This is a genomic window from Haliea alexandrii (assembly GCF_003719295.1).
GTDB lineage: Bacteria > Pseudomonadota > Gammaproteobacteria > Pseudomonadales > Halieaceae > Haliea > Haliea alexandrii.
Genome location: NZ_RFLW01000001.1, coordinates 1,165,288 through 1,187,024, shown reverse-complemented (window position 1 = coordinate 1,187,024; position 21,737 = coordinate 1,165,288). Strand labels below are relative to the sequence as shown.

Genomic DNA, 21,737 nt, shown 5'->3' with positions numbered 1-21,737 from the left:
CACCGCACTGCACAACGCCGCGGCGCTAGATCACCCAGTCGTGGGGGCGGTCGCCGCGGGCAGCATCTTCCTCTGCCATCACATGCTGCACCGCGTGGTGCTGGGAGAGAAAGACTTTACCCGTGAGGTCGTGCAGGAAGTGGGTGTGCCGCAATACGTCCATGACCGGCCCCTTGACCTCGGAGAGATGCAGCACGATATCGCGCTCCGCGAGCTGCCGGTTGATGGACTCCAGGGCCTCCAGTGCACTGAGGTCGATTTCATTCACCGCCGTGCACATGAGGATCACGTGGCGAACCTCCGGACGGGGTTCGAGCAGCGCGTAAATGCGCGACTCGACAAAACTGGCATTGGCGAAATACAGGCTCTCATCGATGCGCAGGGAGAGTATGTCACCGCGGGTGATAACCTCGTGCCGATCCACATTGCGGTAGTGCTCGGTGCCGGGCACCTCACCCACCACCGCCATGTGCGGCCGCGACGTCTTGTAAAGGTGCAGCGCCAGCGAGGCCAGCACACCGCAGGCGACACCGGTTTCCACGCCCACCGCGAGGGTGACAAACAACGTGATCGCCACAGCCGCGAAGTCGGAGATGCCGTAATCCCAGGTGCGGCGCAGAATGGAGAAGTCCACCAGCGACAGTACCGCCACGATAATGGTGGCCGCCAGTGTCGCCTTGGGCAGGTAGGCGAGATAGGGGGTGAAAAACACTGCCGTGAGGCCAATACCCAGCGCGGTCAGCATGCCGGCGGCCGGCGTTGCGGCACCCGCATCAAAATTGACAATGGAGCGCGCAAAACCGCCGGTGACCGGATAACCACCAGACACCGCTGCAGCGATATTCGATGCCCCGAGCCCGATCAGTTCCTGGTCGGGCACAATGCGCTGTCGACGGCGCGCGGCCAGCGTGTGCCCCACCGAAACCGACTCGACAAACCCGATAATGGAAATGAGCAGCGCCGATACCGCCAGCTCCCGCCAGGCAGGATGCGAGAGCATTGGCAGGTCGAGGCCCGGCAACCCCGCCGGTACGTGACCTACCAGGGCAACCCCCTGCGCCTCCAGGTCGAACCCCCAGGCCACCATGCTGGTGCCAATCACGGCAAAGACCGGCCCGGTGCGCGTCAGCATGCCGGCCCAGTAGTCGGGCATCCCCGCTTTTTGCAACAAGGGCTTCAGCCCGCTGCGCACCCAGAACAGGAACAGCAGGGTACACCCGCCCACCAGCACGGTCGGCAGATGTACCAGGGTCAGCTGCTCCCAGAGTTGCTGCGCCAGCTGTGGCAGGTTCTCACCCCGCCCCCGAATGCCCAGCACATGGCCCAGCTGACTGACGGCGATAATCACACCCGATGCGGTGATAAAACCGGCGATCACCGGGTGGGACAGAAAGCTCGCCAGAAAGCCCATGCGCAGCAGGCCGAACAGCAGCAGCATCGCACCGGACATCAACGCCAGCAGGATTGCGGCGTCGATATAGGCCAGGCTCCCGGCCTCGGCGACCTGGCTGACTGCCGTTGCGGTCATCAACGACACCACTGCCACAGGCCCCACCGACAAGGTGGTACTGGTGCCGAACAACCCATAGGCAATGAGCGGCAGCATACTCGCATACAGGCCCATTTCGGCGGGCAGGCCCGCCAGCATGGCGTAGGCCAGGGACTGCGGAATCAGCATGACGGTCACGATCACCGCCGCCAGGCCGTCGCTGGCAAAACTCTCGCTGTTGTAGCGTCGCCCCCAATCCAGCAGCGGCAGATAGCGCTTTAATTCATGCAATGTGTTATCCCTCGCCGATCACCGGCTTAGCCAGCCACTCCCTGCCACGCAGCATTGCTTTCCAGTAGATCGGCGGCAACAGGCGCTCCTTCAGGAACCAGGCGGCGCGACTGGGCTTGCGGCCATCCAGCAGCCACGCCGGCATACTCGGCAGCAGTTTGCCGCCGTAACCGAACTCCGCCAGCACGATCTTGCCTCGTTCCACGGTGAGCGGGCAAGAGCCGTATCCATTGTAGTGTGCCACCCCCGTAACCCGCCCGCTGTCTACCAGCAGGTTATTGGCGACGATGGGGGCCTGCATACGCGCCGCCGCCGCGGTTTTGGCGTTGGGTGCGTTCATCACATCGCCCAGCGCCCAGATGTTGTCGAAGCGCTTGTGTCGCAGCGTGGTTTGATCCACATCCACCCACCCCGCTTCATCCACCAGTGCGCTGGCACGAATGAAATCCGGCGCCGTCTGCGGGGGCACCACGTGAATCATGTCAAATTCGCGCTCCACTTCACGCTTGGCGCCATCGCTGTCTGTCGCCTCGAATACGGCGCGGCGCGCATCGCCGTCAATACGCAGCAGGCGATGACTGAAGTTGAGGCGCGCATCGTAGCGCTTTACGTAGTCCATAAGCGCGGGCACATAGTCGGGGACACCGAAGAGGACTGCACCGGCGTTGTAGAACTCCACCTCGATGTCCTGCAGGCACTTCTGGCGCAACCAGTAGTCCGCCGACAGGTACATCGCCTTCTGTGGCGCTCCGGCGCACTTTATCGGCATAGGCGGTTGCGTGAACAGGGCCCGCCCGCCTTTGAGTTTTTGTACCAGCTGCCAGGTGTAGGGGGCCAGGTCAAAGCGGTAGTTGGAGGTGACCCCGTTGCGCCCCAGGCTTTCTGCCAGCCCTGGAATCGCGTCCCAGTCCAGCTTGATGCCCGCCGCCACCACCAGCCGCCGATAACGTATGACACGACACCCCTCCAGCACCACCGCATTATGCAGCGGGTCGAAGGCCGCCACCGCCGCCTTGATCCAGTCAGCGCCACGGGGAATCAACGATGCCATGGTGCGCGCGGTGGTCGCCGGCTGAAAGATGCCTGCTCCAACAAAGGTCCAGCCGGGCTGGTAATAATGGATATCTGCCGGGTCAATGATCGCCACCGACAGCGTCTTGTCGCGGCTCAACAAACTGGACGCGCAGGCAATGCCCCCTGCCCCTGCCCCCACGATCACCACGTCATACTCGGCGAGCACAAGGCCCCCATGCCCCTCGCCATCACCGGCCACCCGGGCCACAACGCTGCTCATGTCATAACCGGCTTCTCGACCCCGTCGCACGATGTCGGCCGGGGAAAGCCCGCTGCGCGCCCGCGAGAGGGCCCACAGTGTCGTAGAGCGCATGCCGGTGCGGCAGTAGGCGTGCACCGGCCCCTCAGTCGCATCCAGCAGCTGGCCGAACTCGCGTGCCTCGGCATCGGACACCTTGCCCGCCACCACGGGCAGGTAGTGTGCCTGTATCCCCGCCGCCTCCGCAGCGCGCTGCACCTCGGCATAGGCGGGCTGGTCAGCACCCTCGCCGTCAGGGCGGTTGCAGATAATATGCTGCACGCCGCGTGCCGCCAGGTCGGCGAGTTCATCGGGCGTTACCTGCGCAGACACGCTGAGGCGGTCGTCCAGAGTACGAATATCCATGGGGCTTTCCTCGAGAACAGTGATCAGAGCGCGTTGATGGGCAGCTTCAGGTAAACCGTTGCATTGTCTTCCGCCGCGGGCAGGTGGCCGGCACGCATATTCACCTGCAGTGAAGGCAGAATCAGGCGCGGCATATCCAGTGTTGCATCCCGGGCTTCGCGCATGCGCACGAAGTCGTCCTCACTGATACCGGTGTGCACATGAATGTTGTCGGCCAGCTCCGCCGCCACGCTGGTCTCATATTCGAGCTCGCGGCCATTGGGCATGTAGTCATGACACATGAACAGGCGCGTCTCGCCGGGCAGCGACAACACGCGCTGGATAGAGCGATACAGTGTACGCGCATCGCCTCCGGGGAAGTCGGCGCGCGCGGTGCCGCCATCCGGCATGAACAGGGTGTCACCGACAAACGCGGCGTCACCCATCACATGCACCATGCAGGCTGGCGTATGGCCGGGCGTGTGCATGGCATGGCACGTCATACTGCCCACCTGATAGCGGTCACCGTCCGTGAAAAGACGGTCGAATTGCGAACCGTCGCGCGCGAAGTCAGCGCCTGCATTGAAGACGCTGCCAAAGGTCTCCTGTACCGTCACGATGTGCTCGCCTATGCCGATCTTGCCGCCGAGGGCATCCTGCAAATACGGCGCCGCGGACAGGTGATCCGCGTGCACATGGGTCTCGATGATCCACTCCAGTGCCAGGCCGTGCTGGCGGATGTAGTCGAGAATGCGATCCGCACTGGTGGTGCTGATGCGGCCGGCTGCGTAGTCTATATCCAGCACCGAGTCGACCACCGCGCAGGCGGTACTCGCCGGATCGCGCACCACATAGGAAAACGTATGGGTGTCGGCATCGAAAAAAGGCACGACTTCCGGCCGGCATTGCAGATCCACCTGAAAATTGACCGTTGCTTGCATGACATCCACCTCACTGATTACGGGTATAGGGCTTGTGAGGTACTACAGCAATGCTCGTGCCAAGCTACGAGGCAGTCATCCGGAATTCTGTAACCTATTGTTTATTAGTGTTATTAATCACAAAATGCTGGCCGGGCCGAAAAAACGACTGGCCTTGGCCAACCCAAATCTGCCAATATTGGCAAAATAGCTTGCCAATATTGACATGAGCGAACTGATCGCCACCGATACCGACCGCGCACTGGCCCGCATGCTGGAGGGCTACGATTGCCCCGCCATCCTGGTAACCCCGGAATACCGTATTCTGGCGACCAACAGCGCCTACCGGGAAAGCTTCGGCGAGCTCGACGCCGCAACCCCGGCCCACTGTTTTGAGGTCTCACACGGCTACCAGGTACCCTGCGACCAGGCAGGAGAAAGCTGCCCACTGGCCGCGGCCCGGGCGAGTGGCAAGAAAGAGCGGGTACTACACGTGCACCTTTCACCCGAGGGGCGCCAACACGTGGACGTGGCGATGCTGCCCATTCACGATGATGCTGGCGAGCTGCTCTATTTCGTTGAACTGCTGACACCGGTCACGGTCGCCAGCGCCGAGCTGAGTACGCGGCAGATGGTGGGCCGCAGCGCCGCGTTCAACGCCCTGGTGCACCTGGTTAATCTGGTGGCGCCCCACGAAACCTCCATCCTGCTATTGGGCGAGTCCGGTACCGGCAAGGAGCTGGCAGCGAGCGCGATTCATCAGGCGAGCGCGCGCCGGGAGCGCCCACTGGTGGCAGTTGAATGCGCCGGTTTGACCGAAACTCTGTTCGAGAGCGAACTGTTCGGGCACGTCCGGGGCGCGTTTACCGGCGCCACGCAGGACAAACCCGGGTTACTGGAATCGGCACAGGGCGGCACACTGTTTCTGGATGAGATTGGCGATGTCCCCCTGGGCATGCAGGTCAAGCTGCTGCGCCTGCTGGAGACAGGCACCTGGCGCCCGGTGGGCAGCACAACGCTGCGCCATGCCGACTTTCGCCTTATCTGCGCCACCCACAAGAACCTGGCGGCCATGGTTGACGAGGGCAGCTTTCGCCGCGATCTTTTCTACCGCATTAACGCCTTCCCCATTCACCTGCCCGCCCTGCGCGAGCGCCGCGAGGACCTGGCCTTGCTCGCCAACTCCATCCTGGGAAAACTGCGAGACGGGCGCCCCATTCGCCTGACCGAGTCTGCCGTGCAACGCCTGCAACAGGAACCGTTCCCGGGCAACATCCGCGAGCTACGCAACGTACTGGAACGGGCGCTGGTGTTTGCCCAGGGCGATATCATCGACCACCGCATTCTGGAACGCTGCATCGGCCAGACGCTGACACCACCGGCGCCGCCAGCCAGTGCCTGGACCGATCTGCGAACACAGGAAACACAATATCTGGAGAGCCTGCTGGCACACTGTGAAGGCGACAAGGCGCGCGCCGCCAGCATTGCCGGGATCAGTGTACGCAGCCTCTACCGCAAACTCGGACAGACGCTCACCGATCACTGAACCGCGGCATTGGCGTAGGGATCGGGGCCCCCGGCTGCGACCCATTGATCCAGCGCCTGCTCCAGCACCGTCAGCGGCACAGAGCGCAGACCGAGAATGGTGTCGTGGAAATAGCGTTTGTCGAATGACGCTCCCAGCGCCGCCTCGGCTTCGCCGCGTTTGCGCCGAATCAGCATCTCACCCAACTTGTAGGATAGGGCCTGTGCCGGCCAGGAAATGTAGCGATCAATCTCGGTGGTCAGCTCGTGCTCGGACAGCGCGGTGTTGTCGCGCAAATAGGCTTGGGCGCGCTCGCGGCTCCAGCCGTAGTGATGCAAGCCGGTGTCGATCACCAGACGTGCCGCACGCCACATTTCGTACGAGAGGCGGCCGAAGTGTTCGTAGGGCGTATCGTACACCCCCATTTCGATGCCCAACCACTCGGTATACAAGCCCCACCCTTCCCCGTAACCGGAGAAGTAGTTGTTGGCGCGAAACTCCGGAATGTCGCCCGGCGCCTCGCGGGCAATGGCCGCCTGTAGGGAATGCCCCGGCGCGCACTCATGCAAGGTCAGGGCAGTGAGCGTATATAAAGGGCGCGAGGGCAAGTCGTAGGTATTGAACAGGCAGCTTTCCAGACCGCCCCGCCCCCCGGTATAGAACGGCGCGATGGCATCCGGCACTGGCAATATGGTGTAGCGCCTGCGGGGGAGAAACCCCAGATTGGCAGCTAGCTGACCATCCACTCGCTTGGCCACCCAGGCGGTGAAAGCCAGCAATTCGTGGGGCGTTTGCGCATAAAAGCGGGGGTCGGACCGCAGGAACTGCAGGAACGCCTGCATATCGCCATCAAACCCGGTGGAGGCCCGCACAGCATCCATCTCGGCGCGGATACGGGCGACCTCTGCAAGGCCTATTTGGTGGATCTCCTCGGCATTCAGGGCGAGCGTGGTGAAGTTGCGGATCTGGGCCTGGTAGAACGCGTCGCCGTTGGGCAGATCGCGCGCCGCCAGCGACCTGCGCGTCTGCGGCAGGTACTCCTCACGCATGAATTGCAAGAGCTCGGTGTAGGCGGGCACCACGGCGGCATTGATGACTGTGCGCGCCTCTGCCTGCAGTTCGACCTTCAGCGCCTGCGGCCACTGCGCGGGCATAGCCGCCATGGGAGACCAGAAGGGATTGTCCTCGCCCGCAGCGAGGTAGGCTTCGAGGGAACGCTCCCGCCCTTGCAAAGAGACGAATGGCACGCTGTAACCCCGCGCCAATCCCATGCGCATATTGGCCTGATGCTGGGCGAAGAAGCGCGGCAACTGGGCCAGCCGCTGCAAGTAGTCACGGTAAGCCGGCTCCGTCTGGAAGCCACCCATACGCGGGTACAGGCCACTCCAGAAAAAGGTGTCGGAGTTGAGCGGTGCTTCGTACGTTGCGAAGCGCACCTCGTCCGCCAGCGCGGTGACGATTTGCTCAAAAACAGCGGCATTGATCTTGCCCTCGGCGCTCAACGCGCCGCGGGGTATTGCCGCCAGCTGTGCCAGGCTGTTGTCCCAGTACGTCAACCTGTCCCGCTGGGTGGCGGCATCGACGTGTGGCAGCGCAGGGCCATCTCGCCAGCCGCCCTGGGCATCACGGACCTGCCCCCACTGGGCCTGTCGCCAGCTGTATTCGGCTTCGTACAAGGCCCGCAGCTGTTCATCCGCGGAAGCGGCATGCGCCTCCAGCCCTGACACTGATACCAGCAAAACCAACCCGCTCAACAGGGCACTGCACGCATACCTCATAGCCGCAAGACACTCCATCATTCCACCCACGCGAAAGCCGCATCCTTAGCCAGCCACAGGGGATTGTCAACGCTGCCAACGACACGCCGCCGCAGGCACTAGCCGGGCGCACGCACCAGGGGCCGCCGCGGCTGCAGTGTGTCGGGCCCGTCAAGCGGCTGCACTTTGCTTCTGTCGCTACGCAATAGCAGCAGAGTCCCCACCTGCGCGTTCTGCGCCGGGTCCAGCCACATGGCGAGGAAGCGGTCCGAACTCAGCTGGCGATTACCCCAACTCGGGTCAGCCAGGTGCAGTCGCCCGGCGCGATCAATGCCCCGTAACACGCTGAAATGCGCACCCCCGTCCACCTGCAGACGCACGATCGCCGGTACACGCAGTGACATGAGGCGCTCGGGTGTCACCGCAAGGCCCGCTCCCTGCACACCGTGATGTGCCGCGAGGGCCATAAGGATGGCATAGGAAACGCCTTGCTCGCGCCAGTCCTGGGGCAATCCCCAGTCGTCACCGCGCAACTGCAATAACTGCAGCAGCTCGGCCTCGGACACCGATGTATTGAGGTACAAACTGAGGTAGGTGGCCAGTGCCGCCACACCACAGGAGAAATCACGCTGCTGTTTGACCACCCCGGCATCGCGCAGCTCAAGCCAGGAACGAAAGGCCACGGCTTCGCCGGCATGAAGCGACGGCGCTGCCAGGACACTCCCAAGGCACAGTACAAACTGGACTACCCAGCCACGCAGGGCGACTTGCCTAAAGGACGCTACGAGGCGGCTCATAGGTCTCGCCGGGGGACAACTCCCGCTGCAGGTCCGCCAGTGCACAACGACGACTGAACAGCGCCGATATCCCGCTAACCAGGGCCAAACCAGCCGCCGCCAGGGCCAGAAACACCGCCATGGGCCAGTGCTCATGGAACAGGGCCACCAGCAGGGCGACAAGGCTCACCAGCACCACACTGCCCTGAAACAGCAGGCGGATTGAGTGGCGCAATTCAAGTTGCTCAAAGCGATAATCCCTGAGCTTTTTTTCCAGGGCAGGGTCACGCATCCAGGCCTCCTAGACGTCTACACGATTGACAGAAAAACAGCGCCCCACGACAACAGCATAGCCCATCGATGGGGCGCTGCCCGGCCTACTCAGTGGGAATTGAATTTCGAGTTGTTACACACCGCGCAGGAACCACCACCGCCGCCGTACTGGGGAACATAGATCCCCCAATAAAACGACATCAGCGCGATGTCCACACCCGCAATACCGAGAGCAACCGCCAGCGGTGCCAGTCGCCCGGTACTGGATGCCAGCTCCGGCGCGGCGAGCAGCGTGGCGCCTTCCGGTACCGTGCCCGCGCTGCCGAACGCACTGGCCACCCAGGGTGTGTCCTGCGTGGGCGCCGCGCTCGCCGCCAGTGGGTTGAAGATCAATGCAGCCAGCGCCAGGCTGCTGCTCATTGCCGTTAGTGTTTTCATGGTACGTCTCCTTGTACACAGGTTATCCTGCTGTGGACCCTGCCCTCATGGCAGGCCCATCCCCACTCCCACGCTAGAATTGGTAGTGCCAGTCGACACCCACGCTGGCACCACGACCACCACTGGTGGCGACACGCGTGTCAACGAAAATGATTGAGTCGCGGCCTGCTTGCAGGCCCAGGCCGAAAGAGAGATCGGTCTGGTAAAGGCTGCCCGCAGGGCGCACCGCATCGACACGGTCGGCTTCCGCATATTGCCAGGAGAGCCCGCCGATCAGTGTTACCCGAGGGTTCACCGCAAAATTGACTTGTGGCTGCAGGCGCAGGGTGTCGCCCGGGTAGTAACGACTTGGACCGATGCTGCGCGCGCCGCGCCACTCGCAGAGAACCGCCAGGGAAAGTACCACTGGATCAAGCGCACGGTAGACGTGCGCCCCGGCGCGCAGCGACTTGCCGAAGTAACGTTCATCCGGTGCCAGCCAACTGGTTTCCACCGCATCGAGGCCGGCCGTGAGCAACAGCGCCGGGGTTTTCGTATCCGGTGACACCAACCAGTTGGCTCCCAGCCCCAGCGCGTATTCGTCGCCGCCACCGGACGCTCCCGGGCGCTGCCAGTCGACGCGGGTTCGCCGCACACTGGCGTTGATCTCGACAGTACGACTGAGACCGTAACGCAGCCGCGTAACCGCCGTTGCGGAACGGGTTTGGTGATCGACGAGCGGAAGTGGCGAGGTACCCGGGATGACCGGCATACCGCCGGAGAGGACACGATCCGTGCTGCTATAGCCGAGCAAGGTCTGCAGCTTGAGTGTGCTGCCGGTTACCAGCAATTCTTCAATATTGAGGGGCAACTGGGCGGCTGCCGACAAAGGCAGGAGAAGTAGCATGAAGAGCACACCGGACAGCACACGTTGACTTGTTTGCAGCGACATCGGCGACTCCTTTACAGCACACGTTTTCTCAAGTGGCTGTCAGCATCGCCGATTGCGCGACTCAGGGGTACGTCAAACCCGGTCGATTCTCATCAATTGCACCCTACTCCCCGTGGTTTCCGCGCGCGAGAGGTCCGGGGTCGAGCAAGCGGGCGAGAGCGTCACGTGACATGCCAGTGTCCTCCTCGGCCACATCGAGTACCGGCCGCCCCTCCGCGACCGCCCGCTTGGCAATGGCCGCCGCGGCCTCGTAGCCAATTTCGGGATTCAGGGCGGTAACCAGTACCGGGTTGCGCGCGAGCGTTGCCGCGGCGTGGTCGGCAAGCGGTTGCAGCCCCGCCAGACAGTCCGTCATTGATGCACAACTCCCCGCGAGAAGCGCGATGCTGTCCAGCAGCTTGTCTGCAATGAGCGGCAGCATGACGTTAAGCTGGAAGTTCCCCGACTGCGCCGCCAGCACGACCGTCGCATCGTTGCCCAGCGCCTCGGTAGCGGCCATCAACACCGCTTCCGGAATCACCGGATTCACTTTGCCCGGCATGATGGACGAGCCCGGCTGCAGCGCCTCGAGCTGCAGTTCGCCCAGGCCCGCGAGCGGCCCCGAGTTCATCCAGCGCAGGTCGTTGCCCATCTTGATAAGGACCAGCGCGATGCTGCGCAAGCCGGCTGAACACTCCACAGCAGTCTCCTGAGCGGCCATCCGCGTCGAGGGCATTGCAGCCGCGGTCAGGCTGAACCCCACGCGCTCGCTCAAGCGCTGCAGCAATGCTTCCACATAGCCCGGAGGCACATTGACGCCGGTACCGACTGCGGAGCCGCCAATCGCCAGCGCACACAACCGCGGCTGCAGATCGGTCAGCCGCTGGCGGCAGTCCTGCAACTGTGCTGCCCAGGTACGCAGCTCGAAACCTAGCGTGACCGGCATGGCATCCATGAGGTGCGTGCGGCCGGTCTTCACCACAGCCTCGAGCTCATTACCCCGCTGGCACAGCACGTCCTCCAATTGCCCGAGCGCGGGCAGCAAACGCGCGCGGATCTCCCGGGCTGCTGCGAGGGCCGTGGCAGAAGGCACAACGTCGTTGCTACTCTGGCTGCAGTTGACATGATCGTTGGGGTGCACACGCTCACCCAGGGCACGACTGGCCAGGCTCGCCACCACTTCATTCATGTTCATATTACTGCTGGTGCCGGACCCGGTCTGGAACACCGGTACCGGAAAGGCATCGTCGTGGTGCCCGCTCGCCACCGCCTCCGCCGCCTCGACAATCGCCGCTGCCAGCGCCGGGCTCAGCGCGTCTACTTGCGCGTTGGCCTGTGCGGCCGCGGACTTCAGCAGGGCCATTGCGTGCAAAAAAGGCAGCGGCATGGTGCGCCGGGGAGCGATTTGGGCGTGATTGAGCGCGCGCTGGGTCTGCGCGCCATACAGTGCGCTGCGGGGCACCTGCACGTCGCCAAGGCTGTCTGTCTCTGTACGGGTTGTCATTGCACCCTCCCTTCATGAACGCGTCAGCGAGCGATCAGCGTAACAGACTGCTGTGGCAAGGGCGCAACAGCAAGCCGTGCGGGGGTATTGTGTCGGCGGGAGGTAATCACCTAGTATTGATCGTGCGTCACTGGCCCCGCAGAGGGCCAGACATAATTCTTATAACAGCTGACAAAAAAGGGTTAACCCATGGCTTTCCATTTTCGCAAGGCTCCGCTCGTTGCAGCACTTACCGTGCTGACCGCAGCCCCACTGGCTTACAGCCAGCAACTCGAAGAGGTTATTGTTACCGCGCAGAAGCGCGCAGAAAGTCTGCAGGATGTACCTATCTCTGTTTCTGCCATACAGGGCGAACAACTGCAGAGCGCGGGCATTCCCAACATGCAGGCCCTGTCAGACTACGTTCCGAACCTGTACGTCGCGGCCGCATCGGTCAACACCAACATTTACCTGCGCGGGGTCGGCTCAGGCAACAACCAGGGGTTCGAGCAATCGGTGGGCATGTATATCGACGGCATCTACATGGGCCGCGGCCGCCAGTATCGCTCAGGCTTTCTCGACCTGGAACGGGTAGAGGTTTTGCGCGGGCCACAGGGCACCCTGTTCGGCAAGAACACCGTTGCCGGGGCCGTGAATATCATCAGCGCATCACCGGACCCGGGCGAGGGCTTCAGCGGTGAGATCGCCGCCAGCTTCGAATCACACGATGGGCAATTGCTGGAAGGCTTCGTACAGGGGTCGCTGACCGACACCTTCGCGGCACGCCTCGCATTCAAAACGCGCATGACTGATGGCTACATGGACAACGAATTCCTCAATCGCTCCGAGGGTGAGATCGATGAAACTGCCTTCCGCCTGACAACAGTCTGGCAACCCAGTGACGAGCTGAGCGTAAACTTCAAATACAGCAACACCGAGTACGAGCGCATTGGTTCGCCTTCCACCACGAAGCGCTACCTGGACCCGGCAAGCCGCGACGAATTGTTTCCCAACCGCTCGGCCTTTGCCACCATCGCCTACTTGCTGACCGACAGCTATTTCCCTGACTTTGACGAGATTGGGCAGCGGGAGTTTGTTGCCTTCAAGGATAACGGCGTCGGCAGCGGCAGCCTGGGCCTTGGCAAGAACCCCGACGGCAGTGACGAAGACTTCGACAACTTCGCCCTGAACATCGACTACGAGCTCCCCGGTGGCACCCTGACCTCAACCACGGGGTGGTCGGAGTACCAGTATATCGACGGCGTAGACGTCGACTGGTTACCGCTGCAGTTTATCCATCGGGACGATAACCAGGAGTTCGAACAGTTCAGCCAGGAGTTCCGCTTTGCTTCACCCGGGGGTGAATTTTTCGACTACGTGGCAGGCGTATATTACGAACAAAGTACCCTCAAGTTTGACCGCCGCGTGACCCTGGATGCGAACATGAACGGCCTGGTGCCGGGCTTGTTGGGTGTCAACAGCCTGTTTGCACTGGTCAGCGGCGGCGCTTACTCGGCTGAACAGATTGGCCGCAACCACCTTTACGACCAGGACGCCGACTCCTTCGCCGTGTTTGGCCAGGGCACATTCAACCTCAGCGACCGCGTGCGGGTTACGGTGGGCCTTCGCTACACGGAAGAAAACAAGGAAGTGGACACCAACCAGTTCCTCAGTGACAGCATCACGGGAATGGATAATCCCTCGGAGGACTTCTTCCTGCGCTTCATTCAGGCGACCAGCTTCAACGCCTATATTTACGACTACGAACAGGAACGCAGCACCGACAAGTGGTTGCCATCAGTCAACGTGCAGTGGGACGCCACCGAGAACAGCATGCTCTACGCGAGCTTCTCCCAGGGCTTCAAGAGCGGCGGCTTCACCGATGCCGACGACGGCGAACCCGGTGACCTGACACCCGGCGCCTTCCCCTGCGTTCCCGGCCAGCCGGTTGAGGCCTGTTACGATCCCACCAACCCGAACGAGGATTTCGAGTTTGATGATGAAGAGGTGGATGCCTTCGAAGTCGGCGGCAAGCACACACTGCTGAACGGTGGCATGACACTCAACTGGGCGGCCTTCTATACCCAGTACGACAACCTGCAGACCTCAATCTTCAAAGGTCTCGGTTTCGGGGTTACCAATGCCGCCAAGTCGGAGATCAAGGGCCTGGAAGTCGATATGCTGTGGCAGGCGACTGACCATTTGCGTCTGGGCCTGAGCGGTGCCTATCTGGACGCCACGTACGATTCCTTCGTGGACGCACCGTGTACCGCCATACAACTTGACGTAGACCCACTCTGTGGCACGCCAGGCGGCTTTACCAACAACGACCTGTCCGGCGCTACGACAACCTTCGCACCCGAGTACACGGGTACATTCACGTTTGACTACGACTACCCGATGAGTAATGGTCTGGAATTGTTCCTCTCGGGCGAAGCGACCTACCGGGATAGCTTTGAGCCTGGCGGCGACAACGACCCCATCGACCGTATCGACTCCTACAGCAAGGTGAACCTGCGCACCGGGTTGCGCGGCGAGAACTGGGAAATCATGGCGTACGGCCGCAACATCTTCGATGAAGAAGTGCTGGTGCAGAGCTTTGACACACCGGTGCTGGCCGGCACCCACAGCCAGTTCGTTGATGAAGGCCGTATTCTCGGCGTCAGGGCCAAGTACTCGTTCTAGGGCCGATTCTGCAACTATGAAAAAGCCCGGCTCGCAAGAGCCGGGCTTTTTTTGGTCCCGTTCTGCAAGATTTATCGTGTATTCCACCGTGTAGCCAGCAAACCTGTCGAACGACAGCCAGGTGGAAAAAACTTCACCTGTAGCGCTGTCATTGCCGACCTCAATAACAATTCGTCGACGCTCACTCAAAGAGGCATTTCAGCCCTGGGGCCCGCCCGCCCGTATGACCTGGAAAACACAAAGGACTTGAAAAGACCATGGCTATTGCGTTAAACATGAAATGGACCGTATGGGACTGTGAGGCGCCTGAAATAGGAGCAGCGCACCAGACGCAGCTAACCGCAAGCTCGCTTCACGCTAACGGCCCTTCATTTCGTTGAGGTGAAAGACATGAGAAAAGACAATGCTGCTTTGCGGAATCTGTTGGTTCTCGGGAGCACAATCGTGGGTTTGGCAGTCGTTTCTTTCCTGATTGTGAAATATGTAGTCTAGCGGAATGAGGATTTGAAGATGGAGAGACTGTGCTTTTTATCTCCTGACCTGAACCATGCGCGTCAGGTCGTCAACGACCTGAAAGTTGCAGGCGTTACGGATAAACATATTTATGTGCTCGCGAAGCATGACGTGGATGTTGAGGGCCTGCCTGATGCCGGCCCGGACTTCGATGATTTTATGCCGGCGTACAAGCGCGGACTGGAACTGGGAGGTACCGCAGGCCTTCTGGTTGGCTTGGCGGCCCTGGCTTTTCCGCCGTCCGGCATTGTGGTCGGCGGCGGTCTGGTGCTGTTGGTTGGATTATGGGGAGCGGGAGTTGGCGGGGTGCTTACCGGCATTGTCGGCGGCTCATTCTCTAATTCCAAGCTACAGTCGTTTGAGGCCGCCATTGATGAAGGCAAGCTGCTGATCATGGCCGATGTTCCGAAAAACGATGTTGAGCGATTCGAGCGGATTATCAAAAAGCTCGACCCCGAAGTGGAGGTTGAAGGAATAGAGCCGGCCGCTCCACTTATCCCCTGATCATGTAGCGATTCCCGATTTTCTCAAGTCGGCATGAAAAAGGATTGAGGCGTACCCAATGCTCCTGTGGATCATTGGCTTCAGCATTTTAGGCAGCATAGGTGCTATCGCTGGAGCCGCGTTATTCCTGCTGTTTTCGGAAAGCACACGCAAGACTTTGGTGCCGTGCCTCATCAGCTATTCTGCCGGCACGCTGCTTGGCGCCGCGTTTCTAGGCATGCTGCCGGCGGCACTGGCCTCGGCGCCCGCGCGTGGAGTCATGGCAACCGTATTGGGCGGGATGGTAATGTTCTTCGTGCTGGAAAAGCTGGTGCTATGGCGTCACTGCCACGATGCGGGGTGCGAAGTGCACGCGCGCGCAGCCCCACTGATTCTCATTGGAGATGCCTTTCATAACTTCGTCGACGGTGTTGTGATAGCTGCTGCGTTTCTCCACTCGATCGAGCTTGGCGTCATAGCTTCACTCGCCGTGATTGCGCACGAGGTACCGCAGGAAGTCGGGGATTTTGCAATTCTTCTCGACAGCGGCTATGCCCGGACCAAAGCGCTGTTACTCAACACACTGTCCGCAGCTACCACCCTGCCCGGTGCAATCTTTGCCTACTTCTGGCTGGCAGAGACAACGGTAGCGGTGCCCTATATTCTGGCGATCTCCGCTGCCAGTTTTCTTTATATCTCCACTGCAGACTTGATTCCCGGCCTGCACCGACAGGTGTTTCCAGCGGAATCTCTACGTCAGCTAGTACTGCTGTTGGCTGGAATAGGGACCATCGCAATATTTCATCACGGAGGATGAATCATGCTTGCGCTTACCAAGGTTGAAGTTGAAGTGCTTCACGAAGCCCTCGAAGACGAGTACCTCGCATGGGCTACCTATGATCAGGTAATTATGGATTTTGGCGAAGAACGCCCATTCACCAATATTCGCGATGCCGAGGCGCGCCATATCGATGCATTGCTAGCATTATTCGCGCGCTACCAGCTTTCAATACCGGAAAACCAGTGGCCAGGTAAAGTAACGCGCTACGACAGCCTGCAAGCCGCCTGTGAAGCGGGTGTCGCCGCTGAGATTGCCAATGGTGACATGTATGAACGTCTGCTTACCGTAACCCGGCGCGAGGACATCATTGCAGTCCTGCGCAACCTGCAGGAAGCCTCACAACAGCGGCACCTGCCTGCGTTTCAGCGCTGCGCTCGCCGCTTGGCCGGAGACAATGACTTCAGAGGGCGAGGGCGAGGGCGAGGGCGAGGAAAACTACCTTGACCACGCGATTGAGCACAAAAGGTCTTTTGATGTCCGCAAGCAATGCATCGTTGATGACAGACACAAGCGAAGCAAGAGAGGCTCCAGCTTCGCTTATGCCTTCGATGCAGTATTAGCTTACAGACACTTTCAGCAGGCGCCAGAAATCAGGACCCGCTGCTGTCCAACACCAAATCCACTCGCCGATTAAGCGCCCGTCCCTCGGCAGTGGCGTTGTCCGCAATCGGGCGGCTCTGGCCGTGGCCGACGGCAGTGATTTGCGTGTCGCGTACCGCGTACTTTTCCACCAACAGGTTACGCACGGCGTTGGCACGACGCTCGGAAAGCCACTGGTTGTAGGGCGCCGTGCCGCTTATGTCGGTGTGGCCTTCCACAATGGCCACAATGTCAGGGTTGGCTTGCAAAAATGCAGCCGCCCTGCCGATTTCCTCGTCGAAGGCACTGGTGATGAGTGAGGAGTTGACCGCAAACTGCACGTTCAGTGACGCGGCAACCCGATTATCGTCAACGATGCGATAGCGGCTGACATCCTGACTACTACTGGCATTCGCCAGGCGCGCCAACAGGGCCTCTTTGTCGACTTTCACTGCCGGTGGCGCTTCCAGTGGGCACAGCGCCTGGCCATTGGGGTCGTCACCGCGGGCGAGCTCAAGATTGTACTCGGCAATCTGCTCCGCATTGAGCCCGTCGACATCCATGGCGGCACGCAACAGCCCCATATTCGACAGCGTGCGCGTTTGCGCCGCTCGCAGCGCTGCCTGGGCGCTTACGTAGGCACGCTCAGTCTCGAAGTACTCGTTTTGTGAATCCAGCAGGTCGAGCAGGCTGCGCTGACCCAGATCAAACTGGTCCTGGTAGGCACGGCGCGTCTTGTCCTGTGACACCCGGTTGCGGCCGAGGAACACCACCTGCTGCTCCAGCGCCTGAATGTCATTGAAGGCAATCATGGTGTTCTGGCGCACATTCAGGCAGGCCTGCTTGCGCTCTTCCAGCGCCGAGTTGTAACGATTGTAAAACTCCCGCTTGCGCGCGCTATCGGCACCGCCCCGGAACAGGTTGTAGTTGAGCACCAGTTCTACGGCCTCTTCGTCATAGCGGCCATCCAGGCCATCCGTATCGTGCTCGATTTCGTTGCGGTAGCGAAAATCCACCCGCGGCATGAAAGGCGCGTTGGTACGGTTCAGGTTGGATTGGGCGGCACGCAGGTTTTCGATAGCGGCGTTAATTTCCGGGCTTTTCTCGTAGGCGACATTGAGCGCCGTTTCACGCAGCTCAGGAATGCGTGCTGATGGAATTTCCGGCATGCTCAGGCTATCCGCGGGCACATTGCCGACAATGCGCTGGAAGCGCGTCTGTACGTCATGCAGGTTGGTCATTTCCGTGAGCAGGTTCGACTCGGCCAGCGCGACTCGCGCCGCGGCCTGCTCCAGGTCAACACCCTGGCTCACGCCACCACGGGTGCGTTCAGCAATCTTGTCATACACTTCCCGGTGGTACACGTAGTTGTCTTCGGCAAAGCGCACCAGTTGCTGATAGCGCACCGTGTCCAGATAGGCCTGGGCGGCCTCCAACGCAATCTCTTCTGAGGCACGCTGCAGCTCGTAGTATTGGTTCAGCTTGGAAAAGCCGAGGGCGCGCACGTCTTCGCGGGTGGCGAAGCCATCAAACAGCATTTGCGTGATAGTGAACCGCGTCGCGTCGCGGGTGTAGCTGCCGAGGTCCACGAGCGGGGTTTCACGCTCCTCACGACCAATTTCAGAGCTCAGATCAACACTGGGGAAATAACCGCCCTCTGCCGCACGCTGCGCTTCACGAGTGGCCTCAAAGTTGTACCACGCCGCATTGACGCGTGGATTGGTAAGTACGGCCTGGGTAACCGCCTCCCGAAAGTCGGCGACCGGCTGCGTTTGTGCTCCCACGCCCTGAGACTGCAGCAGACCTGCCGCCACCATGGCGACCGCTAAACAGAGTTGCTTCTTCATGGAACCCTTTCCTTCAATTGGCCACTGTCAGCCCACACGTGCAGGCGAGGTTTCTAATCAGCAGAAACGCCGGCATTGTACGGTAAACAGTGGCTCTGCAGACACTCTGCGTGGTAAAAGTATGACGTCTATCACAAACAGCCCCGCCGGGCCCGACTACAGCGAGAAATTGTCCGGACTTGCCTGAAACTCCCGTAGACTCGGCACTGTGCACAAATCGTTTCAGGCGCTACCCGGCGCGCAACTGGCAGCGCCAAGATGCCAACCGGCACTGGAAGAACGCAATGCTCCCAATGAGTCATCCTCTACAGCGTATACCCGGGCTTCTGGCCCTGGTCGTTGTATTGATGTTGTGTGCCGTGATACTTCTGGCCAAGGCAGACCTCGATCGCATGGAACGTATAGCGCTGAGCCGTCACGGCCCGGAAACGGCCCTGATTGTCGGACGCTGGCGAGACATGCTCAAAGAGCTGGCAGCGCTTGATGAGAGGCAGAAAATCGAACGAGTGAACGGCTACTTCAACCAGCTCGCCCGCTGGCGACAGGATATCGATATCTGGCAGCAGCACGACTACTGGGCGACACCACTGGAGCTGATGGCCAAGCGAGAGGGAGATTGTGAGGACTTCAGCATCGCGAAGTACATGACGCTGTTGCTGGCGGGCGTTGATGTGCACAAAATGCGCATCACTTATGTGAAGGCACGCCTCGGAGGCAATTACGGCAACGTAACCCAGGCGCACATGGTGCTCGCCTACTACCCCACACCGAACGCGGATCCACTGATTCTCGACAATATGATCTCCGAGGTGCGACCCGCCTCGCAGCGCGAAGACCTGAATCCGGTTTTCGGCTTCAACAGCGAGGGACTCTGGGTCAGCGGCGGCAGTGCACCGGCCATCAACAACCCAGCCGCAAGGCTCTCACGCTGGCGCGATCTACTGCGACGCATGACAGCTGATGGGCTGGGCTGATGTGGAATAACTGAGGGATAAGGGCATGTCACTTTTCAAACAACTCTGGCTCGCCATCATTTTGCTGCTGGCACTCGCCTTCGGCAGTAGCCTTATCGTCAGCAGCCTGGCGGCACAGCGTTACCTGCAGCAGCAGTTGTACCTGAAGAACGTGGACAACGCGGCGGCGTTAGCCCTATCACTGGGCCAACAGGGCGTAGACGACGTGTTGCTTGAATTGACACTGGCGGCGCAGTTCGACACAGGGCACTACGAGCTCATTGAGCTGGTATCCCCCGACGGCACAGTACTGATTCGACGTGAGGACCGCCAGCCGCTTGCCGACGCCCCCAGCTGGCTACCCGGGGTACTGCCGCTGGAGGTCGAGCCCGGTGTGGCACAGGTGCAGCAAGGCTGGCAGCAACTGGGTACACTAACCGTGCGCAGCCACTCGCGTTTCGCCTATCGGGCGCTGTGGGACAGCACCCGCTTGCTGGCGCTTATGTTCCTGATGACCATGATCGGCGGTGGCCTGCTGGGCAGCTATCTGTTACGCCGCATCATCAGACCGCTCAACGAGGTGGTGGAACAGGCCGAAGCGATTGGTCAAAGGCGGTTTGTCACCTTGCCGGAGCCGGGCACACTGGAATTCAAACGCCTCGTCAGCGCCATGAACGCGCTTTCAAAGCGTATACGCAGTGCCCTGCAACAGGAAGCCAGCCGCCTGAACCAGTGGCAAAAAGACACGCACACCGACAGTCTGACCGGCCTGCTCAGCCGCGAGCCCTTCATGCGCACTCTCGATGCGGCGCTGGATAGCGACGATATCAACGCAGCCGGCAGCTTTGCACTGGTGCGCGTTGCCAGCCTCACACGCCTGAATCAGACCTACGGCCGCAAGGCCACCGACGGCGTGCTGGCAGACATTGGCGCCGCGCTGAACACCATCGTCAGCCGGCACAGCCGCTGGGCCGCAGCGCGGCTGAACGGCTCCGATTTTGCGCTGATGGCACCGCGCGCGACAGATCCACGCGAACTCGTGGAAGAAATGCAGTCACTGATGCTGGAGGTGCTGGCAGCGCACAGCATGCATACGGATACGGCGCTGCCGGCTGTGGCCACACTGTTCACCCACGAAGACACACCAAGCACCCTGCTCACCCGACTCGACAGCACGCTGGTGCCAGCTGCCCAGGCCGGCAGCTCGGACATCAATATCACCTTTGCGGGCGACATCCAGATGCAGCCTGTGCGCGAGCAGATGGCCCACTGGAAGGGCGTGTTGCAGAAAGCCTTTCTTGAGGATCGCTTCAGCCTTGCCAGCTTTCCCGTGCTGGACAGCGGGGGTCAGCTACTGCATGTGGAAGCCCCGGTGCGCCTCTTGGAAGACAACCAGCAACTCGCGGCCGCAACCTTTCTACCGTGGATTAACCGGCTGGAAATGTCCGGCGATCTGGACCAACGGGTGATCGAAATGGCGCTGACGGCAGCAGAGGACGCGGCTGCCCCACTGGCTGTAAACCTCTCTGTGGGCGCGCTGGTCGAGCCCGCTTTCCTGCACTGGCTCGATCAAGCCCTGTCAACTGCCGGCAAAGCCGCCGGCAAGCTTTGGCTGGAAGTGCCTGAAGCCATGGCGTTCCGCCACTTTGACGCATTCAAGCTTCTGACCCGCCACGCCAGCCGTTACGGCTGTCAGGTGGGCATTGAACACGGTGGCCACCAGCTGGCGGACATCGGTCAGTTGCACGAGATCGGACTCGATTACTTCAAAGTGGACGCGGCCTTTATCCGCGATATCGACAGCAACGCGGGCAATCAGACACTGCTCAGGACCCTCTGTACTGTCGGGCACTCCATCGGTGTGACGGTCATCGCCGAAGGTGTGCGCAGCACAGCGGAGTGGCAGCAATTGCGGGAACTGGGTTTCGACGGTGCGACCGGGCCGGCGATTTCCGCTCTCGCCGATGACAGCTCAGCGCGCTAATCGTCACCCAGCAGATCAAGGCTGCCTGGCAGGGCACTGCGCAGGCGTTGTCGGTAAATCATCTTCTGCTGGGCGGAGTCGGGCAAATCGGTAAACAGGATAACGCCACGGCTGACCAACAGCTCCACAACGTCTTCCAGCACCCGCACGAAATCCTGGTCGGTTGCGCTGATGCGGCTCGCTTCGTCATTTAGCGTCGCGAGAAAGTCGGCCAGTTCGCTGTCGTCTGCCGCTATCGGCTCCATTCCATCCTGGGGCAGCTGACTGACCGCGACAATGCGGTGAGCGGAATCGCGTTGTACAAAGGGCATCGCGCCTATACTCCATAAAAAA

General features: G+C 61.0%; 18 protein-coding genes. 7 read left to right on the top strand and 11 right to left on the bottom strand.

What is annotated here, in order from left to right:
- Positions 1–25 precede the first annotated feature (25 nt).
- From EGJ68_RS05385 to EGJ68_RS05375, 3 genes are read right to left on the bottom strand one after another with little or no spacing between them, the layout of a single operon-like run.
- Positions 26–1,780, bottom strand: coding sequence for a SulP family inorganic anion transporter (locus EGJ68_RS05385; RefSeq protein WP_123033467.1), 1,755 nt, complete (start codon positions 1,778–1,780; stop codon positions 26–28).
- Between the two features lie 4 nt (positions 1,781–1,784).
- Entirely contained in the window at positions 1,785–3,458 is a 1,674-nt protein-coding gene (locus EGJ68_RS05380) for a bifunctional protein tyrosine phosphatase family protein/NAD(P)/FAD-dependent oxidoreductase (RefSeq protein ID WP_123033466.1), read from the bottom strand.
- Between the two features lie 23 nt (positions 3,459–3,481).
- Complete coding sequence (locus EGJ68_RS05375) at positions 3,482–4,378, bottom strand: MBL fold metallo-hydrolase (protein WP_123033465.1); 897 nt, start codon at positions 4,376–4,378, stop codon at positions 3,482–3,484.
- Between the two features lie 205 nt (positions 4,379–4,583).
- On the opposite strand from EGJ68_RS05375, the gene EGJ68_RS05370 reads away from it, so the two are divergent.
- Positions 4,584–5,903: a sigma-54 interaction domain-containing protein gene (locus EGJ68_RS05370; protein ID WP_123033464.1), complete on the top strand. Its 1,320-nt coding sequence runs from the start codon at positions 4,584–4,586 to the stop codon at positions 5,901–5,903.
- Here the strand turns inward: EGJ68_RS05370 and EGJ68_RS05365 are convergent.
- The 6 genes from EGJ68_RS05365 to EGJ68_RS05345 all read right to left on the bottom strand — a co-directional run bounded on the left by EGJ68_RS05365 (position 5,897) and on the right by EGJ68_RS05345 (position 11,540).
- A complete protein-coding gene (locus EGJ68_RS05365; RefSeq protein WP_123033463.1) occupies positions 5,897–7,660 on the bottom strand; it encodes a DUF885 domain-containing protein in 1,764 nt (587 codons plus the stop codon). The two genes, EGJ68_RS05370 and EGJ68_RS05365, sit on opposite strands and share 7 nt — an antisense overlap.
- Before the next feature lie 98 nt (positions 7,661–7,758).
- Positions 7,759–8,322, bottom strand: a complete 564-nt coding sequence (locus EGJ68_RS05360) for a C39 family peptidase (RefSeq protein ID WP_158283509.1) — start codon at positions 8,320–8,322, stop codon at positions 7,759–7,761.
- 88 nt (positions 8,323–8,410) lie between these two features.
- A complete protein-coding gene (locus EGJ68_RS18080) occupies positions 8,411–8,707 on the bottom strand; it encodes a hypothetical protein (RefSeq protein WP_158283508.1) in 297 nt (98 codons plus the stop codon).
- A gap of 89 nt (positions 8,708–8,796) precedes the next feature.
- Entirely contained in the window at positions 8,797–9,126 is a 330-nt protein-coding gene (locus tag EGJ68_RS05355) for a hypothetical protein (RefSeq protein WP_158283507.1), read from the bottom strand.
- A 73-nt stretch (positions 9,127–9,199) separates the two neighbouring features.
- Positions 9,200–10,057 carry a hypothetical protein gene (locus tag EGJ68_RS05350; protein WP_123033460.1) on the bottom strand — a complete coding sequence of 286 codons (858 nt, stop codon included), beginning with the start codon at positions 10,055–10,057 and terminating at the stop codon, positions 9,200–9,202.
- A 103-nt stretch (positions 10,058–10,160) separates the two neighbouring features.
- Positions 10,161–11,540 (bottom strand): class II fumarate hydratase, encoded by a 1,380-nt coding sequence (locus EGJ68_RS05345; RefSeq protein ID WP_123033459.1) that lies wholly within the window; start codon positions 11,538–11,540, stop codon positions 10,161–10,163.
- Between the two features lie 189 nt (positions 11,541–11,729).
- Between EGJ68_RS05345 and EGJ68_RS05340 the strand changes: the two genes are divergently transcribed.
- From EGJ68_RS05340 to EGJ68_RS05325, 4 genes are all read left to right on the top strand, one after another.
- On the top strand, positions 11,730–14,204 hold the full coding sequence (locus EGJ68_RS05340) for a TonB-dependent receptor (RefSeq protein WP_123033458.1): 2,475 nt from the start codon (positions 11,730–11,732) through the stop codon (positions 14,202–14,204).
- A gap of 510 nt (positions 14,205–14,714) precedes the next feature.
- On the top strand, positions 14,715–15,221 hold the full coding sequence (locus EGJ68_RS05335; protein WP_123033457.1) for a DUF1269 domain-containing protein: 507 nt from the start codon (positions 14,715–14,717) through the stop codon (positions 15,219–15,221).
- Positions 15,222–15,279: 58 nt separating this feature from the next.
- Complete coding sequence (locus EGJ68_RS05330; RefSeq protein ID WP_123033456.1) at positions 15,280–16,017, top strand: ZIP family metal transporter; 738 nt, start codon at positions 15,280–15,282, stop codon at positions 16,015–16,017.
- A 3-nt stretch (positions 16,018–16,020) separates the two neighbouring features.
- A complete protein-coding gene (locus EGJ68_RS05325; RefSeq protein WP_123033455.1) occupies positions 16,021–16,485 on the top strand; it encodes a ferritin-like domain-containing protein in 465 nt (154 codons plus the stop codon).
- 146 nt (positions 16,486–16,631) lie between these two features.
- On the opposite strand, the gene EGJ68_RS18395 is transcribed toward EGJ68_RS05325, so the two are convergent.
- A complete protein-coding gene (locus tag EGJ68_RS18395) occupies positions 16,632–18,467 on the bottom strand; it encodes a TolC family outer membrane protein (protein ID WP_123033454.1) in 1,836 nt (611 codons plus the stop codon).
- Positions 18,468–18,760: 293 nt separating this feature from the next.
- On the opposite strand from EGJ68_RS18395, the gene EGJ68_RS05315 reads away from it, so the two are divergent.
- Both EGJ68_RS05315 and EGJ68_RS05310 read left to right on the top strand, forming a co-directional pair.
- Positions 18,761–19,441, top strand: coding sequence for a transglutaminase-like cysteine peptidase (locus EGJ68_RS05315; RefSeq protein WP_233248678.1), 681 nt, complete (start codon positions 18,761–18,763; stop codon positions 19,439–19,441).
- 25 nt (positions 19,442–19,466) lie between these two features.
- On the top strand, positions 19,467–21,404 hold the full coding sequence (locus EGJ68_RS05310) for a bifunctional diguanylate cyclase/phosphodiesterase (RefSeq protein WP_123033452.1): 1,938 nt from the start codon (positions 19,467–19,469) through the stop codon (positions 21,402–21,404).
- Here EGJ68_RS05310 and EGJ68_RS05305 read toward each other — a convergent pair.
- Positions 21,401–21,715, bottom strand: coding sequence for a tryptophan synthase subunit beta like protein (locus EGJ68_RS05305; protein ID WP_123033451.1), 315 nt, complete (start codon positions 21,713–21,715; stop codon positions 21,401–21,403). The two genes, EGJ68_RS05310 and EGJ68_RS05305, sit on opposite strands and share 4 nt — an antisense overlap.
- Positions 21,716–21,737: the final 22 nt, after the last annotated feature.

Bases quoted from the DNA above. Each gene is read 5' to 3' on its own strand.
- EGJ68_RS05315 (WP_233248678.1), top strand. From the start codon at position 18,761: ATGAGTCATCCTCTACAGCGTATACCCGGGCTTCTGGCCCTGGTCGTT.
- EGJ68_RS18395 (WP_123033454.1), bottom strand. From the start codon at position 18,467: ATGAAGAAGCAACTCTGTTTAGCGGTCGCCATGGTGGCGGCAGGTCTG.
- EGJ68_RS05355 (WP_158283507.1), bottom strand. From the start codon at position 9,126: ATGAAAACACTAACGGCAATGAGCAGCAGCCTGGCGCTGGCTGCATTG.
- EGJ68_RS05345 (WP_123033459.1), bottom strand. From the start codon at position 11,540: ATGACAACCCGTACAGAGACAGACAGCCTTGGCGACGTGCAGGTGCCC.
- EGJ68_RS05330 (WP_123033456.1), top strand. From the start codon at position 15,280: ATGCTCCTGTGGATCATTGGCTTCAGCATTTTAGGCAGCATAGGTGCT.
- EGJ68_RS18080 (WP_158283508.1), bottom strand. From the start codon at position 8,707: ATGCGTGACCCTGCCCTGGAAAAAAAGCTCAGGGATTATCGCTTTGAG.
- EGJ68_RS05325 (WP_123033455.1), top strand. From the start codon at position 16,021: ATGCTTGCGCTTACCAAGGTTGAAGTTGAAGTGCTTCACGAAGCCCTC.
- EGJ68_RS05365 (WP_123033463.1), bottom strand. From the start codon at position 7,660: ATGAGGTATGCGTGCAGTGCCCTGTTGAGCGGGTTGGTTTTGCTGGTA.
- EGJ68_RS05335 (WP_123033457.1), top strand. From the start codon at position 14,715: ATGGAGAGACTGTGCTTTTTATCTCCTGACCTGAACCATGCGCGTCAG.
- EGJ68_RS05310 (WP_123033452.1), top strand. From the start codon at position 19,467: ATGTCACTTTTCAAACAACTCTGGCTCGCCATCATTTTGCTGCTGGCA.
- EGJ68_RS05380 (WP_123033466.1), bottom strand. From the start codon at position 3,458: ATGGATATTCGTACTCTGGACGACCGCCTCAGCGTGTCTGCGCAGGTA.
- EGJ68_RS05305 (WP_123033451.1), bottom strand. From the start codon at position 21,715: ATGCCCTTTGTACAACGCGATTCCGCTCACCGCATTGTCGCGGTCAGT.
- EGJ68_RS05370 (WP_123033464.1), top strand. From the start codon at position 4,584: ATGAGCGAACTGATCGCCACCGATACCGACCGCGCACTGGCCCGCATG.
- EGJ68_RS05350 (WP_123033460.1), bottom strand. From the start codon at position 10,057: ATGTCGCTGCAAACAAGTCAACGTGTGCTGTCCGGTGTGCTCTTCATG.
- EGJ68_RS05375 (WP_123033465.1), bottom strand. From the start codon at position 4,378: ATGCAAGCAACGGTCAATTTTCAGGTGGATCTGCAATGCCGGCCGGAA.
- EGJ68_RS05340 (WP_123033458.1), top strand. From the start codon at position 11,730: ATGGCTTTCCATTTTCGCAAGGCTCCGCTCGTTGCAGCACTTACCGTG.